We start from the raw sequence: 16089 nt of genomic DNA, 5'->3' as shown, positions 1-16089 counted from the left end.
GCCGGCGTCACCGAGGTCCGGACCGCCCCGGCTCCGGCGGAGGTCTCGATGGCCTCCGCGGTCGGTCAGCCGGTTCGGTGGACAGCCCCGCGTCTGCCGACGCGGAGCCTCGTGAACTTCAGGGACGCAGCATCGAGTAGAGGATCTGGTCGTGCCAGCGGCCGTCCCGCCATTGGGCGCGGCGCAGGATCCCCTCGCGTTCGAACCCGACCTTCTCCAGGGCGCGCTGCTCGCCGTAGTTGGCGACGTCGGTGAAGGACTGGATGCGCTCGGCCCGGGTGTGGGCGAACAGGTAGTCCACGAGCTGGAGCTGGGCCAGCGTTCCGACACCCTTGCACCGGAAGCCGGAGAAGACGCAGATGCCCATCGCCCAGCACCAGCACGTGGAGTCGGGTCCCCAGGAGGTCGTCCACCACACCACCCATCCGGCCGCGTCCCCGTCGACGTCGATGGTGAGGCGGCCGGAGGCGGGGCCGAGGAACCCGTTCTCGGCGAACTCCTGGCGGAGTCCGTGAGAAGAGCGGTGTCCGTACCACTGGAGCTCGCCTCTGAGCTCGGGTGTGGCCCGCTCCGCCTCGAAGACGTCCAGGTCCTCCTCGCGGACCGGCCTCAACGTGACCTCCATGACCTTCCTTCCCTGTGGCCTGAGTAAGTCTCGTGGCAGAGCGGTTCTAGCGGCGCCGTCCCGAGAACGGACCGTGAAATTCCATCGTTGAGATGGGACCGCGTCGTAGGAGAGCTCGCTCCCCGGGCGGGGAGGATCACGACGACGCGGGCAGGGCGGCGTGAAGCGATGCTATGGACCGTGACCTCTCGAAGACAAACATGTGGGATGCGTGTCCTGGGCTGTATCACGGAAAGGCGAGCCGATATCGACCCGCATGGAGAACGGGCAGGAATGTCGACGGTGTGCGGACGCCCGGCATGAAGAGCGAAAACATGGGCAAATGAGAAGAAAGAACTTTCCGCCGACCTCGCGGAGCCGCCCGTGCGCGGCGGTGGCCCGATCGCAGGTATGCCCGGACCAAAGAACTCCGCCCGCAGAAGATTGACTTGACGCGGGCGGATCACTCCAAGATCCTGGAGGATTCAGGAGGCGGTGCCGATAAGTTTGGATTCGTCATTTATTTTATCAGCATAGTGTAAATCCGGCCTGCGGGCCCGGTGGGTCGGCGCGACATTCGTGAGACTGGCGTCATGACTCACGTATCCGTCGTAATTCCATGTTACCGATCCGTGCAGACACTTCCGGCATTGGTTGAGCGTCTTCTCGTCGTTCTGCCGACCGTCGCCTCCATGTTCGAGGTCGTACTCGTCGTCGACGGTTCACCGGACGACACCTGGGAAGTCGCGCAAGAGCTCGCCGATCGGCATGAGACGGTCCGTGCGCTGCTGCTGGCCCGGAACTACGGGCAGCACAACGCTCTTGTCGCCGGCATCCGCTGTGCTCGCTACGACACCGTGGTGACCATGGATGACGACCTCCAGCATCCGCCGGAGGAGATCCCCAAGCTCCTGGCAGGCCTCCGGCCCGACCTTGACATCGTCTACGCGGTCCCGTACGCCGGAACACACGGATTCATACGCAATCTCGCCTCCAGGTCGCTTAAAATCGGACTCTCTGGACGATTTGGCGAGGCAACGGGTCAGGATATTTGCGCTTTCCGCGCCTTCCGGAGTTTTCTACGCGAATCACTGGATGGAGTCGCGGGCCCGCACACCCTGATCGACATCTCGTTCTCATGGGCCACCATGCGCGTCGGAACCGTCCGGGTGAACATGGAGCGCCGGCCGGTCGGGCAGTCCAACTACACCGTGCCGATGCTCATCCGCCACGCGGTCCATGTCATGGTGGGATACAGCACCATCCCGCTCCGTCTGGTCACCTACGCCGGACTGCTGGTGGGTGCTCTCGGCGCGGTCCTTCTCACGGTCTTTCTCTGGAATTACTGGTGGGGGGACAGCACGCTCAAAGGGTTCACATCCATAGCATCCATGATCTCGTTGTTCGCCTCCGCCCAGATGGTAGCCCTCGGGATCATCGGAGAATATCTCGGCAGGATTCATGTGGAACGGATGGGCCGCCCCACCTACATCGTCCGAGAACGGTCCGAGAGCCACGGCCCCCGCCTGTCGACGGCGCCTGAGGTGAATGCGGATACTCTCATCCGCCCGGGGGTCGGCGTTCACGAACGGTAGCCTGGATCAACGGCTTTCCCGGGAGATCGTACGAGGTACGGACAAATCGAAAGCGTAGGGCGCATGAAACGGGTTGCGATAGTGCAATCAAACTACATCCCATGGAAAGGATATTTCGACCTGATCGCCCACGTCGACGAGTTCATCCTCCTCGACGAGGTGCAATACACTGACAGAGACTGGCGTAACCGTAACCTCATAAAGACGGCGGCGGGCGCCAGATGGCTCTCGGTTCCGCTCAGACGCGGTCCTCGGAGCCAGCCGATCAACGAGGCGACCATCGCCGACCCGGACTGGAACGTCGCGCACTGGCGAGCCCTCACGCAGGCCTATCGGAAGGCCGCGTATTTCGGCGAGTTCGCGCCGGTCCTGGAGAAGCTCTACCGCGAATGCGGGAGCGAGAAGCTGTCGGAGATCAACAGACACCTCCTCGAAGGGATCTGCTCGATCCTCGGCATTCGGACCGAGCTGCGCTGGTCCACCGACTATGACACGACGGGGTCCAAGACGGAGCGCCTCGTCGACCTGTGCCGGAAGGCGGGCGCCCGCGAATACCTCACCGGTCCGGCCGCGCGAGCCTACCTCGATGAGAGCCTCTTCCGGAGAGCGGGCGTCGAGCCCCGATGGTTCGACTACTCGGACTACCCCGAATACCCCCAGCTCCATCCGCCGTTCGACCACCGGGTGAGCGTCCTCGATCTCATCTTCAACACGGGACCGAACGCCGTCGAACACCTGAAGATCGCCGCTTCCGGGCGGGCGTCACGGCGAGCGCCGGCCCGGTCCTGAGCGGAGCCGGCCGCTGTCTCACCTGACAGGCCGTGACGCGCAGCGTCCCCCCGGCGGCACCCCTCGGTCATCAGTCGGCCCGTCTCCGGGATCCCCCGCGCAGGGTGGAGCGGAAGCGGACCTCCGCCCGATCGGTTGTGGAAGACCCGCGAGCATCCGCACAGAGCGCGTGCCATCCTGTCCTGGCCGCTATGACGGCCGGTAAGCCCACAACATCCGACCAGGGGCGATGAGCCTTCTCCGCCCTGAGGCAGCCGGTCACAGACGGCCGTTCCGCGCCGGGGTGGTTCCGGCCTCTCCATGACGGCGGTGATCTCATCCCCGGTGGTGGGGTTCCCTGACGGCCGGTCCCGCCGTCAGGGCGACCTGACGATGATCGGCAGGCCGTCCGGGCGGCCGTTCCTCGGCTCGGCATCGCCCGGCTCCTGTCCGGCACGGTGGAGCCGGACAGGAGCCAGGCCTGCCGAGAGGGGGATGACGGGCCCGGCGGGGCCGGGATGCGCGGCCGATTACTGGGGTGTGCCGAACACCACGTCGACCCAGTAGTTGCTGGATTGGTAGGTGAGGATCGGGAAGCCGTTCGTCGCGCTGTAGTTGTACACGCCGTTTCCGCCTTCCGCGCCGTTCGCGAGTGCGGTGAGCGGGCCGTTCGTGTATTGCGTGGTGAAGTACGGCCGTGTCACCGACCAGTAGCCGGAGGTGGTGTGGTAGGAGGCGACGTAGGTGGTGTTGGCGGTGATGTTCACCGGCGTGGAGAAGTTCACCTGCTGCCATCCGGATTCGGTCTCGTTGGTGAAGGTCGCGCTCGTGAGCAACTGACCGTCGACGCTCCACAGGCTTCCGATGTGCGTCCCGGTGTCCTGCGGGCTCTTGTAGAACCGGATGCCGGTGATGGTTCCGGTGGTGGCCGCCTTGAACTTCACGCCAAGGGTAACGGCCTTGGGGTCGGGATAGGACTGGACGGCCGGCACGGCGGTGTTGTCCCAGATGCTGTTGGACGGGGTGAACACGACGTCCACCCAGTAGTTGCTGGCTTTGTAGTTGTCGGTGGGGAAGCTGTTCGTCGGGCCGTACTTGTATACGCCGTTTCCGCCTTCCGCGCCGTTCGCGAGTGCGGTGAGCGGGCCGTTGGTGTATTGCGTGGTGAAGTAGGGCCGTGTCACCGAGTAGTAGCCGGAGGTGGTGTGGTAGGAGGCGATGTAGGTGGTGTTGGCGGCGATGTTCACCGGGGTGGGGAAGTTCACCTGTTGCCATCCGGAGGCGGTCTCGTTGGTGAAGGGAGCGCTGGCGAGCAGCTGGCCGCTGCTGGTCCACAGGCTCCCGGTGTGGGTGCCGGTGTTCTGCGGGCCCTTGTAGAACCGGATGCCGGTGATGGCTCCGGCGGTGGCCGCCTTGAACTTCACGCCGGCGGTGCTGGCCTTGGAGTCGGGCTGGGACGGGACGGCCGGGACGGCGGTGTTGTCCCAGATGCTGTTGGACGGGGTGAACACGACGTCCACCCAGTAGTTGCTGGCTTGGGAACTGTTGGTGGGGAAGCTGTTCGTCGCGCCGTACTTGTATACGCCGTTTCCACCTTCCGCGCCGTTGGCGAGTGCGGTGAGCGGGCCGTTCGTGTATTGCGTGGTGAAGTACGGCCGTGTCACCGAGTAGTAGCCGGAGGTGSTGTGGTAGGAGGCGACGTAGGTGGTGTTGGCGGCGATGTTCACCGGGGTGGGGAAGTCCACCTGCTGCCATCCGGAGGCGGTCTCGTTGGTGAAGGGCGCGCTGGCCAGCAACTGGCCGCCGCTGGTCCACAGGCTCCCGGTGTGGGTCCCGGTGTTCTGCGGGCCCTTGTAGAACCGGATGCCGGTGATGATCCCGGCCCTGGCCGCCTTGAACTTCACGCCGGCGGTGCTGGCCTTGGGGTCGGGCTGGGACGGGACGGCCGGGACGGCCGACGGTGGCCACAGAGTGCAGGAGGAGCATTCCTTGACAAGGGTGACGGTCATCTCCGTCGGACTTCCCTGAATGTTTCCGATGTCATCGACCGCTCGGGATTTGATCGTCACCGTTCCGGCGGTGGTGGGCGTCGTCCAGTTGTACTGCCAACTGGTGCGGCCCGTTGCGTGAAACCATCTGGTTCCACCGTCGACGGAGATCTCGACGGCGCCGACGACGCCGCCACCTGTGTCAGCCGCGGCTCCCTGGATGGGGACGACCGCCCCTGCGGGCACGATGTCGCTGACCGTCGGATAGGTGATCGTTGATGTGGGCGGAGCGGTGTCCGTTGACGGGGTCGCCGGAATCAGTCCCGGCTGGATGCTGGCCGGCTGGGCTTGCATGTCGGCCAGCAGGTTGACCGTCGCCTGCTGCATCCGGATATCCGTGGGGGGGACGTCGCCCAAGCGGCCGCCGCCGGAGGGATTCATATCATGATGGTCGTCGAGCCCCCATGACCACTGGACGGTTCCCGAGCCGAAGACCAGCGCGCCACTCGCGTGCCTGTAGAGCGTCAGGCTGTGTGTCGGGGTTCCAGCGCCGTATGTGCTGCCGAAATCAAGCAGGTATGTCTTTGACTTGCTCACAGTCGTTCTGGAGAACTTCACCAGCCCCGGCGGCGTGAACCCGTCGTCGGGTGCTTCGTTCCACTCATATCCGAGCGTCCCCGTGGGGAAGGTCGCCTTCTGGCCGGGTTGCAGATCGGCGATGGAGGTGTTGCGCCACAGTCGCATGTCGCTGTATTCGGCGGGAACGGTGATGGCGTCGTTCGCAGGGGTGTTCACCATGTACAACGGTCCCGCAAGGGCGTTCTCGGGTCTTCCGCCATTTGACGGAGGGGAGAAGCGAGGGTCGCGCCATGTCCCTGTCCACTGCGGACTCGGATCGATCTTGGCGTTGGCGTGGGTTTCCTTGTAGCAGACGAGTGTCCGGAAAGGAGTGCCCGTCTGGTCGATGGAGTCCTCCCATCTGGTCTTCCAGAAGACCTCGTTCCCGGAGAAGAAGATGAGATTGACTCCGCTGTTCCGGGCGTTGTCGATGTTCTCTCGCATTTCGTTGGACCAGTACTCGTCATGCCCGGAGGAGATGAATATCTTGTGTTCGAGGAGTTCCGCCGGCCGGTTGGCCGCATCGATGCTGCTGGTGTAGCCGACGTCGTATCCGTTGGCCTCGATCCACCTGATCAGAGGATACTCGGCCAGGAAGAAACTACTGCGCGTGAGAAGCGGACGGTTGTAGCTCACCTTGTAGGCGCGCCCCACCGGCTTGCCCGAGTAAAGGCTGTTGCCGCCGTATTTGTTGTACGCCGTCCACGTGCTGTCAGAGGTTTTAAGTAGAATGTCGGAATTGCGGTCGTCGTCCCGGACAACGAATACGATCTGACTTACCCCGCTGGTGCCGTCCTCCCGCACCATATTCGCGAGATAGACGCCGGAGACGGCGTCACTCGGCACCGCCCAGGAGGCCGAGACCCCCCAGTTGCCGCAGTCGATCAGACCGGTTGTGGTGTTGTTGTTCAAACAGGTTGGTTGTGTCTGGGGCAGGGCGGCGGAGGGCTCGATCGTCGCTATCTGCCGCGCACCCATGCCGCCGTAGTATCCAACGCGATAAATATCCACACGATAGTCGGTCGCGGTGGTCTTCACCTTGAACTGGAGAGTCTCGCCCTTGTTCACGCTCATCTGAGCGGCGTATCCCTCAATGTCGATGCTCTGCGCCGGCACATCCCACTGACTGGGGGGAGTGCCGGGCAGGCTGTTCTCCAGGCAGATGACGGATGTGGGCGGGCAGTCGGCTCTGAGCCTGTGGGCGGGAGCGGATCGGCTCCCGTCCTTCTTGCCGTGGGCACCGCTGGCCGTGCCCTCGGCGGTTGACGTCTCGGACGTCTTGATGGAGGGGAGGCCGGAGCCGGTTGGGGCCGGACCGGCGGATGCCGGCTCGCTCTCCACCGGGTCTGTCGACATCATCACGGTCGGCGACGGGACCTCCGGCGCTGGGGGCGACGGCAGGGCCGCCCCCAGCAAACCGAATATGGCCACCGCGCCGCCTCCGAAGGTGATCAGCGTGCTTCGGATGATCCGCCGCGACCTCGGACCGAACTGTTGTTTGCCGTCTGGCATTTGGACCTCTCGGTCGAATCAGCACAGTAGACGATTAGCCGTCACAGTGGATGAATAGACGACTGAAAGTCTGACGATGTGGGACGCGGAGGGCCGGGAGACGCTCCCGGTCCGAGGATGTCCTTGCCAGACCTTTATTCAGGTTCTTCGCTGCGACTTTGGTGGAAGAGCCCATCCGACTGCGGAACCGGTACCGGCGGGATCACCGGTTGCCATGCGCACTCGAAATGCAGGAAGAAACGAAAACGTGCAAAGACGCCTGCGGGCGTGTGGAACCCCGCCCATCCGGTGTGACGGCCAGGACGCCACACCGGTCGGACACCGAGGCCGGCGACCGGCCACAGCGCCCAGGGCCGGAGCGTTCCCGGCCGGCGAGACCAGCGTGAGCCGGATGAGGGACAGATAGAGGACCCCGGCCGCACCGACAGCAAAGGCGACCCCTGTTGATCGACGGCTGTCGAAGCCAGCCGATCAAGAACAGGGGYCGCCTTTGCGTGCCGTGATCCCTTCTCGACGTCCTCACCCACCATCGTGGGCACGATCGGTTCGCTGCACCGACGGCACCGCACGATTGAGTTCGGCAAGTTCCTGGCCAAGCTCGATCGCGAGGTTCCCGCCGGTCTCCAGGTGCATCTGATCTGCGACAACCACGGCACCCACAAGACCGAGACGATCAGGAAGCGGAAGCCGGCCCATTCTCGGTTCCACCTGCACCTCACGCCGACCGGTTCATCGTGGCTGAACCTGGTCGAGCGCTGGTCCGCCGAGCTGACCGCCAAGAGACCCCGTCGCGGTGTCCACCGCTCTGTCCAAGCCCTGGAGCGCGATATCCGCGCCTGGATCGCTGACTGGAACGACGACCCGCGACCGTATGTATGGGCCGGGAACGCCGAAGAGATCCTCGAATCTCTTGCCTCATACTGCCGACGGATCAAAGACTCAGGACACTAGGGCGAAACGAACATCACGTCGACCCAGTAGTTGCTGGCCTGGTAAGGGTCCGTGGGGAAGCTGTTCGTCGGGCCGTATTTGTATACGCCGTTTCCGCCTTCTTCGCTGTCTGAAATCGCGGTGAGCAGACCGTTCGTGTATTTCTCGGTGAAGTAGGGCCTTGTCACCGAGTAGTAGCCGGAGGTGTTGTGGTAGGAGGCGACGTAGGTGGTGTCGGCGGCGATGTTCACCGGGGTGGGGAAGATCACCTGTTGCCATCCGGAGGCGGTCTCGTTGGTGAAGGGAGCGCTGGCGAGCAACTGGCCGCTGCTGGTCCACAGGCTCCCGGTGTGGGTGCCGGTGTTCTGCGCGCCCTTGTAGAACCGGATACCGGTGACGGTTCCGGCGGTGGCCGCCTTGAACTTCACGCCGGCGGTGCTGGCCTGGGCATCGGGATAAGACGGGACGGCCGGGACAGCGGTGTTGTCCCACAGGCTGTTCGACGGGGTGAACACGACGTCCACCCAGTAGTTGCTGGCTTGGGAACTGTTGGTGGGGAAGCTGCTCGTCGGGCCGTATTTGTATACGCCGTTTCCGCCTTCCGCGCCGTTGGCGAGTGCGGTGAGCGGGCCGTTGGTGTATTGCGTGGTGAAGTAGGGCCGTGTCACCGAGTAGTAGCCGGAGGTGGTGTGGTAGGAGGCGACGTAGGTGGTGTCGGCGGCGATGTTCACCGGGGTGGGGAAGTTCACCTGTTGCCATCCGGAGGCGGTCTCGTTGGTGAAGGGAGCGCTGGCGAGCAGCTGGCCGCTGCTGGTCCACAGGCTCCCGGTGTGGGTGCCGGTGTTCTGCGGGCCCTTGTAGAACCGGATGCCGGTGACGGTTCCGGCGGTGGCCGCCTTGAACTTCACGCCGGCGGTGCTGGCCTGGGCATCGGGCTGGGACGGGACGGCCGGAACCGCCGTGTTGTCCCACAGGCTGGTGCGCACGGTCTGGACCAGCTCGGATGACGTGCTCGGCGCGAAATGGATGATGCCCTGACCGGCAGAGGTGTCGCCGCCCAGATAGACGGCGGTGATCGGATGCTGTCCTGCAGCCAGGTCGGAGGTCGTGAAGACGGCGGGGCCCAGGTCGCTGTGCCAGGCTGAGCCGATGGTGGTCGAGCCGTCCTTGAAGAGCACATCACCCTGGGGGACGATCGAGCCCGTGACGGCGCTCACCGTGGCGGTGAAGGTGACCGACTGCCCACTCTGGGAGGGGTTGGCCGACGAGGTCAGGGTTGTCGTGGTCGGCGGGTCGTCTGGCACGGTGATACGGGTTTTCGGTTGGTTGTTGGTGCCCTGGAGCGTGACCGTGTTGTTGAGAGCGAAGGCGCGGCCGTAGAGGGCGGCGCCGGTGCTCACCGTTATCGACGTCAGCGCCAGGACGCTCCCTCGAAAGGTGGAGTAGGTCCCGAGCGTCGCGGAGCCGCTGACCTGCCAGAAGACATTCTTCGTCTGGGCGCCGTTCACGAGGTTGATGTTGCTGACGTTCGCCGTGGAGAGGGTGGACGCCTTGAAGACGAAGACCGCGTCCGGCTCGCCTTCGGCGTCGAGCGTCAGCGTCCCGGTTATACCGAAGGTGCCGTTAGCGGAGTTGTAGACGCCCGGGGCCCTGGTCGTGCCGCCGAGTTCTGTCGGCACGGTGACGACAGGTGTCCGTCCGGCGATGTCGTTGTAGGCGGCGACCAAATCGGCCTTGGCGGAGGCTGCGGCGGCGTTACCCGCGTAGACGGTTCCGCTCACCGTGCCGGGCGGGAAACCGGTCACCGAGGTACCCGGACTCACTCCGAGATCTCCGGTGACTGCCGTGAGATCCGTGTTCGTCACCGCGGTCCCGGCCAGCACCCCGAAGGACGCGGCGTCGCCGAGACTCACCGGTGGCTGGTCCGCGTACGCGCTGTGTGGCGTTCCGACGACCGCGCCCATCGACAGGACGGCTGCCAGCAGCACTGCGAGCCAGGAGGGGCCGATGGCGGGAAACGCCGGCCGAGTGTCCTCGCGCCTACGGAAGATGCCATGACATACATGGAAAAATAAGATTTTAGTGGATTTAGATCTATGTCTACGGTGAATCGCATTGAGACCGTTGTCGACGCGGATTGAATATGATATATCCATATGTGCTCTCCATTAGTAGTTTTCTAGGTGGAATTTCGGTGCTAATTTGGACTTCGTGGTGAATTTGGTCATTTGAGTGAGGAAAATGCCTCTGATGTTCGAGGCCGGGTATGTCAAGAGCCCCGCCCACGTCAGGCCGAGGGGCGTTTTCCGCGTGCAGATCATTGCTTCTTGCGGCGCATCCGCATCCACCGGTGGGGGCTCCTCTCCAGGGCGGGCGCTCTGCCCCTGCTGGAGATCTGGCGCGTCACCGGTCTGGATCAGCCTCTTTCGAGGCGTTGGGAGTGGCGGCGTTCCGGCCGCGCGGTCCACGCTCCGGCGAGCTCGTCGCCGACCCGCGATCACGCCGGTGCCGGGTGACCACTGCCCGGCCGACGTCGCCGTATCGCGTTGCCGGAGTGCGCCGTCCGACCCTGTCGCCGTCGACCTGACCTGGCGGACCGGCTGTCGACGCCTCGGGTCGCCCGCCGGACGAGAAGCGGCCTGGCCGGCGACCCGTGGCGATCGCCGTCTGACGGCAGGGCGTTCCCCGCTTGCGGCGGCCGGACCGAGGTCGTCGGCGGACTTCTAGCCGGCCGGTGGGGTGATGACGGTGAACGGGGCGCAGTAGGTCGTTCCCCAGTCCAGGCCCGGAGGCGGGGGAGGCGCGGTAAGAATGCACTTGGTCTTGGTGAGGGTGCCGTCCGAGGTCAGCACCGTGATCAGAAGGCTGCTGAGGGGTTCGGCGGCTTCGGTCAAAGAGACGCCGGTCGCGCCGTCGGGATAGCCCGGTACCGAGGCGAGACTGTGCCATGCCTGCGGCGGGGCGGTCCGGGGATCCTGGATCCAGGTGGTGCCGTCTGCGACGTAGACGGTGAAATTCGTGTCATATGGCGGGAAGGTGAGCGAGACAAGCGTCGTATCAATGCTGGAAATAGCTCCGGATGGACCAGCCTGTCCGTTCAGTCCCCTTTCTCCGCGCGGCCCCCTTTCTCCGGAGGGTCCTTGTTTCCCGCAGGGGCCTTTCTCGCCGGGCAGCCCCCTCGGCCCGCGACGACCGCGCACGCAGCCGTCGCGCCAGTGGCCGCATCGGCCACACCGGCATCTGCAGGATTTCCAGCGATGGTACCCGTGGGTCATGCGGAGGACACTTTGGGCGTCTGCCTGCTGGACTACAGCGGTGCTCCCGGCTGTTTGGGCGATCGTGCTCGCGGCGGCCACTCCGGTATTCGGTGACCCTGCTGTTCCGCAAGCCATCATCAGTGCGACGGCCGTCATGTTCCTGCGAGGAATCAACGGGATTCTCCCTGTGGCGAAAACTGGACTTTTTGATTCGCCGCATTGAACGGCTGTGCGAACGGGAGATTCCCGCTCATGAAGTGGCGAAGCCTGGTCGAAGTTACGATTGGCGCAAACAAATGACACCTCGAGATAAAGATGTCTGTTTAGTCGTGATCTTTCGTGACCTTGACATATTCGGTGATCGTGCGAAATCACGCTCTTATCCGGTTGTCATGGAAGAAGCGGATCAGATCAGGAGGTGTGCCACGGCTCCGGCGTTTTCGGACGATGAGGCGCCAGATTCCTCGATCGCCTGATGGGAGAACGCCGGAATCGTGAGGATTGCGCCGACCTACATCCCCCCGCGATCGAGCACCTGCTGGTTCACCACAGATGACTCGCTTGGCGCGAATTCGACCCAGGCCTCACCGACGGCGGTGCCGCCGCTCACGTAGACGGCCGTGATGGGGTGCACGCCTCTGGTGAGTCCCGTGGTGGTGAACGTCGCGACGCCAGAGTCCCCGATCATGGCGGAGCCGATCACGGTGGAGCCGTCCTTGAAGAGCACCTCGTTGGTGGGGCTGACCCCTTGGTAGTTTCCGTTGACTTTGGCGCTGAAGGTGACCGGCTCCCCTCTCCGGGACGGGTTTGGCGTCGAGGTCAGGTCCGTGGTGGTCGGCGGATTGTCCGGCAACGTGATCCGGGTGGTCGGAAGGGTGTCCGTGCCGTCCAGTGCGACCGAGGCGTTCAGGGCCATGGCGCGGCCGTACACCGCCGCGCCCTCCATCACCGTGACGTCGTTCAATGCCAGGACGCTCCCCCGGAAGGTGGAGTATGTCCCCAAGGTCGCCGAGTCGCCGACCTGCCAGACGATGTTGTTCTCCTGTGCGCCGTTCTCGAGGTCGATGTTGCTGACTCTCGCCGTTCTGAGGGCGGAGTCGGCCTGGAAGATGAAGACCGCGTCCGGGTCGCCCTTGGCGTCGAGCGTGAGTGTCCCGGCCAGCCTGAAGACACCTCCGGGGGTGTCGTAGACGCCCGGGGCCAGGGTCGCTCCTCCTCCGATGTCCGGGGGAATGGTGGCGGTGGGTGTCCGCCCGGCCGCGTTGTTGTAGGCGGCGACCATGTCGACCTTGTATTCCTGCGCCTCCTCGTCGTTCATGTGTATTTCTCCGCGTATCGTCCCCGGCGGGAAACCGGTCAGCGCGGTGCCCGGGCTCAAGATGACCTCACCGGTGATCGTGGTGAGATCCGTGCTGTTGACCGCGTTTCCGGCCATGACCGCGCAGTCCTCGGCACTTCCGAAATCCACTGGCGGTATGTCCGCGTTCGCGGCAGGCGGCAGCACGAGAGGCGCGCCTAACGCGAGGATGGTCGCGAGAGTCGCGTTCAGCCAGGGGCCGCGGATGTTCCGCCGCAGAGCACGAGGGCAACTGCTGTTTATCATGAAGTTACCTCTTTGTCTGATAATGAAAAATTGTCTGATAATGCATAATCAATATGCACTTGAGTAGTCGACTTTACTGTCGTCGTTCTCGTCTTTCTGAACCGACATGCGGAGGATTTGAGAAATATGGAGATGACACGCCTAGGGTGACGCCAAATCAACGGTGTGAGAACACTCGCCTCCTACAGTCAGGTCATATACCACTTGAGGTGATGGAGGTTCCGATATGGGAGAGAAGCTGGTCGTCGTCGGCCAGGGGTATGTAGGCCTGCCTCTGGCGATGCGCGCGGTCGACGCGGGGTTCGACGTCGTGGGGATCGACCTGGACGAGTGGCGGGTCAAGCGGCTCAACGCCGCAGAGTCCTACGTCGAGGACGTCGACGACGACCTGCTGGCCGCGGCTCACCGTTCGGGCCGATACCAGGCCAGCGCCGACTATGCCGACGCGGAGGCGTTCGACGTCTGCGTGATAACGGTGCCGACGCCGCTCCGCGAGGGTGTCCCCGATCTCCGCCACATCGGTTCGGCAGGCCAGTCCCTCGCCCCGCTGCTACGGCGGGGCGCGACGGTGATCCTGGAGTCCACCACCTACCCCGGGACCACCGAGGAGTATCTCCGTCCCCTGCTGGAGGAGGGCTCCGGGCTGCACGCGCCCGAAGACTTCTCCCTCGGCTACAGCCCGGAGCGGATCGATCCGGGCAATGCCCGATGGCGCCTGGAGAACACGCCGAAGGTCGTGTCCGGGATCGACGCGGTCTCCCTGGAGAAGATCCGGGCGTTCTACGGGCGGATCGTGCAGGAGGTCGTGCCCGTCTCCTCGCTGCAGGTGGCCGAGCTGTGCAAACTACTGGAGAACACCTTCAGGCACGTCAACATCGCCCTGGTGAACGAGCTGTCGATCTTCGCGCAGCAGCTCGGGATCGACGTCTGGGAGGCGATCGACGCCGCCTCCACCAAGCCGTTCGGCTACATGCGCTTCACCCCGGGGCCCGGCGTCGGCGGTCACTGCCTGCCGATCGACCCGTCCTACCTGTCGTGGAAGGTCAAGCGCAGCCTGGGGCACAACTTCCGGTTCGTGGAGCTGGCCAACGACATCAACGACCACATGCCCGACCATGTCGTGCACCGGCTGATCCTGGGGCTGAACCAGCGGTGCAAGCCGATCAAGGGGAGCCGGGTGCTCCTGCTGGGCCTGTCCTACAAGAAGAACGCGGGCGACTGCCGTGAGTCGCCTGCGATCGAGGTGGCCCGGGCCCTGTGGAAGCTGGGCGCCGACGTGCGGGCCGCCGATCCGCACGTGGAGGACTTCCTGCTGCCGCCGGGAATCGAGATCGTCAGGCCGACGGGCCGGGAGCTGGCTCTGGCGGACGTGGTCGTGATCCTCACCGACCACGACTGCTTCGACTACGAGCTGGTCGAGCAGATGGGCGCCTACGTCTTCGACACGCGTAACCGCTGCCGGGGTCCCAACGTCGAGCGTCTCTGAGCCGGCCGGCCGGTGACGGGACCGCCACCGGCCGGCCGGGCCACGGGCGCACCGGTCCGGCGTGGCGGGATCACGGTCTCATGACGCGGTCGATCAGCTCCTCGACCTGGGTGTTGAGCCTGGCGCCACGCGGCCAGCCCGCGTAGTGGGTGAGGAAGACGACGATCTCGCGGAGCTCGTCCGGGGTGAGCTCCCCGGTACGCAGCGCCGCGTCGAGCTGGAGCCCGAGCGCGTCGTCCATGCCCTGGCCGACGAGGAGGCCGAGCAGGAGCAGCCGCCGGTCCCGCACGCTCAGCCCGTCCCTGGACCACACCTCGGCGAACAGGTGCTCGACGGTCATTCCAAAGAAATCGCCGGGACCGTCACCGGTGTGGTCCCATCCGTGAACCCGCTTCATGATCTCCAATCCACGGGCCCGGCGGTCAGGAGTGTCGTTGTCCGCGTGGTCGTTCATGGGGCCCTCCGAGTCCGTCAGCCGGCCGATCCGGGGCGAGTGCGGAGAGGGCGTCCGCCCCCTTCATCCTTGGCCAGTTCCAGTTCCAGTTCCAGCGCCAGTGATAGCTCCTTCTCGCCAAGGGTCCTGACATGTACCAATATGTCGTGTCAAGGAGTGTCGGGTGTTACAGGCCGCAGGGGCGCCTCCGGCTCGACCTCCAGCAGGGTGACGTGCGCGCCGCGCGGCATGGAGATCACGGCCAGTACGGCCGCCGCCACGTCGTGAGGCTGGAGGAAGCGGTCGTGCCGGGCCAGCCCGAACCTGACCCAGTCGTCCAGCACGGCCTGCAGCACCTCCACCGGCCAGGTGGACCCCACCCCCGACAGCGTCGGCCCCGGCCGCAGGATCGACGCGCGGACCCCGGTGCCCTCCAGCTCCATCTGCATCGCCCTGGCCAGGCCCTCGACGCCGTTCTTGGCGGCGACGTAGGCGCCCATCCGGGGGCGCGGCAGCCGTACGACGTCGGAGCTGACGAACACGATGTCGCCGCGCCGCCGCGCGGCCATCGCGGGGGCCACCCTGGCCACGAACCGCTGGGTGCCGACCAGGTTGAGCTGGAGCTGTGCCTCGAAATCGGGAGTGGCGGTCTCGTAGGCGTTCTCCGGCGTCACCTCGCCCGCGCACGTCACGACCACCTCTACCTCACCTAACGCTTGTTCAGCCTCGGCGACAAAAAAAGAGACGGACTCGTCCGACGTGACATCCAGTGCCAGCGCCACCGCCTCCCCGCCGTCGGCGCGGATCCTCTCCGCCAGCTCCTCGCAGATCGCGGTACGGCGTGCCCCCAGCGCGACCGGATACCCGGCCGCCGCCAGCCCGACGGCCACGGCCGAGCCGACGCCCGAGGAGGCCCCGGTCACCAGGACCGGCCGCCGATCGGGATGGGAGAGGGCTGTGGGCATGGGGAGACCTCCAGGGGCGGTGGCTCAACGGGTTCTCGCGCTCACCGCGAGGCCGGTCGGGCCCCGGCGGTCCGCTCGTGCACGCGCCGCCCGATCCGGGCACGCGGCTCCACCGCATGTTCGGCTCGTCGGAGAGCGCCGCCGTGATGTTCGGCTCGCCGGAGAGCGCCTCCGTGGTGCAGGCCACCGGGAGGGCATGAGCGCCTCCGCGGTCCCGGGCATCGACGCTCCTCCGGCTGGACACCTTTCCGGAAGCTAGTTCAGCCGCCGGCCCCTGGCTAGACCCAAATCCGGCGGCGGCCCGGCCGTCGGCGGCGGCGGGACGAGGTC

At 65.3% G+C, this 16089-nt stretch carries 11 protein-coding genes and 1 pseudogene; 5 read left to right on the top strand and 7 right to left on the bottom strand.

Annotation, left to right across the window (positions count from 1 at the left end; translation table 11 throughout):
- Positions 1–118: 118 nt before the first annotated feature.
- Positions 119–625, bottom strand: coding sequence for a GNAT family N-acetyltransferase (locus CA984_RS09000; RefSeq protein WP_086570179.1), 507 nt, complete (start codon positions 623–625; stop codon positions 119–121).
- Between the two features lie 572 nt (positions 626–1197).
- On the opposite strand from CA984_RS09000, the gene CA984_RS08995 reads away from it, so the two are divergent.
- Together CA984_RS08995 and CA984_RS08990 are read left to right on the top strand one after the other, a co-directional pair.
- On the top strand, positions 1198–2199 hold the full coding sequence (locus CA984_RS08995; protein ID WP_086570177.1) for a glycosyltransferase family 2 protein: 1002 nt from the start codon (positions 1198–1200) through the stop codon (positions 2197–2199).
- Positions 2200–2262: 63 nt separating this feature from the next.
- Entirely contained in the window at positions 2263–2988 is a 726-nt protein-coding gene (locus CA984_RS08990) for a WbqC family protein (protein ID WP_086570175.1), read from the top strand.
- Positions 2989–3497: 509 nt separating this feature from the next.
- On the opposite strand, the gene CA984_RS48610 is transcribed toward CA984_RS08990, so the two are convergent.
- On the bottom strand, positions 3498–7085 hold the full coding sequence (locus CA984_RS48610; protein ID WP_086570173.1) for a DUF4082 domain-containing protein: 3588 nt from the start codon (positions 7083–7085) through the stop codon (positions 3498–3500).
- Positions 7086–7625: 540 nt separating this feature from the next.
- Here CA984_RS48610 and CA984_RS08980 point away from each other — a divergent pair.
- Positions 7626–8036: pseudogene (locus CA984_RS08980) on the top strand (transposase); the annotation flags it as partial.
- Here the strand turns inward: CA984_RS08980 and CA984_RS08975 are convergent.
- Both CA984_RS08975 and CA984_RS47770 read right to left on the bottom strand, forming a co-directional pair.
- The gene (locus tag CA984_RS08975) at positions 8033–10171 is read right to left on the bottom strand and encodes a DUF4082 domain-containing protein (protein ID WP_086570171.1); all 2139 of its coding nucleotides are present in this window, start codon (positions 10169–10171) and stop codon (positions 8033–8035) included. The pseudogene CA984_RS08980 and the gene CA984_RS08975 sit on opposite strands and share 4 nt — an antisense overlap.
- Positions 10172–10738: 567 nt before the next feature.
- The gene (locus tag CA984_RS47770; protein ID WP_242675826.1) at positions 10739–10909 is read right to left on the bottom strand and encodes a hypothetical protein; all 171 of its coding nucleotides are present in this window, start codon (positions 10907–10909) and stop codon (positions 10739–10741) included.
- A gap of 473 nt (positions 10910–11382) precedes the next feature.
- Between CA984_RS47770 and CA984_RS45335 the strand changes: the two genes are divergently transcribed.
- Complete coding sequence (locus CA984_RS45335; protein ID WP_133061581.1) at positions 11383–11748, top strand: hypothetical protein; 366 nt, start codon at positions 11383–11385, stop codon at positions 11746–11748.
- A 35-nt stretch (positions 11749–11783) separates the two neighbouring features.
- Here the strand turns inward: CA984_RS45335 and CA984_RS08965 are convergent, their stop codons facing one another.
- Positions 11784–12740, bottom strand: a complete 957-nt coding sequence (locus CA984_RS08965) for an ice-binding family protein (RefSeq protein ID WP_165781165.1) — start codon at positions 12738–12740, stop codon at positions 11784–11786.
- 361 nt (positions 12741–13101) lie between these two features.
- Here CA984_RS08965 and CA984_RS08960 point away from each other — a divergent pair, with 361 nt between their 5' ends.
- Positions 13102–14361: a nucleotide sugar dehydrogenase gene (locus CA984_RS08960; RefSeq protein WP_086570165.1), complete on the top strand. Its 1260-nt coding sequence runs from the start codon at positions 13102–13104 to the stop codon at positions 14359–14361.
- A 70-nt stretch (positions 14362–14431) separates the two neighbouring features.
- Here CA984_RS08960 and CA984_RS08955 read toward each other — a convergent pair whose 3' ends face one another.
- On the bottom strand, positions 14432–14815 hold the full coding sequence (locus tag CA984_RS08955; RefSeq protein ID WP_086570163.1) for a carboxymuconolactone decarboxylase family protein: 384 nt from the start codon (positions 14813–14815) through the stop codon (positions 14432–14434).
- A gap of 149 nt (positions 14816–14964) precedes the next feature.
- Complete coding sequence (locus CA984_RS08950) at positions 14965–15759, bottom strand: SDR family oxidoreductase (RefSeq protein WP_086570161.1); 795 nt, start codon at positions 15757–15759, stop codon at positions 14965–14967.
- Between the last annotated feature and the right edge of the window lie 330 nt (positions 15760–16089).

The sequence above is a fragment of the Streptosporangium minutum genome, assembly GCF_002149035.1.
Lineage (GTDB): Bacteria > Actinomycetota > Actinomycetes > Streptosporangiales > Streptosporangiaceae > Streptosporangium > Streptosporangium minutum.
The sequence above is the reverse complement of the archived record's forward strand: the minus strand, read 5'-3'. Positions and strand labels throughout refer to the sequence as shown.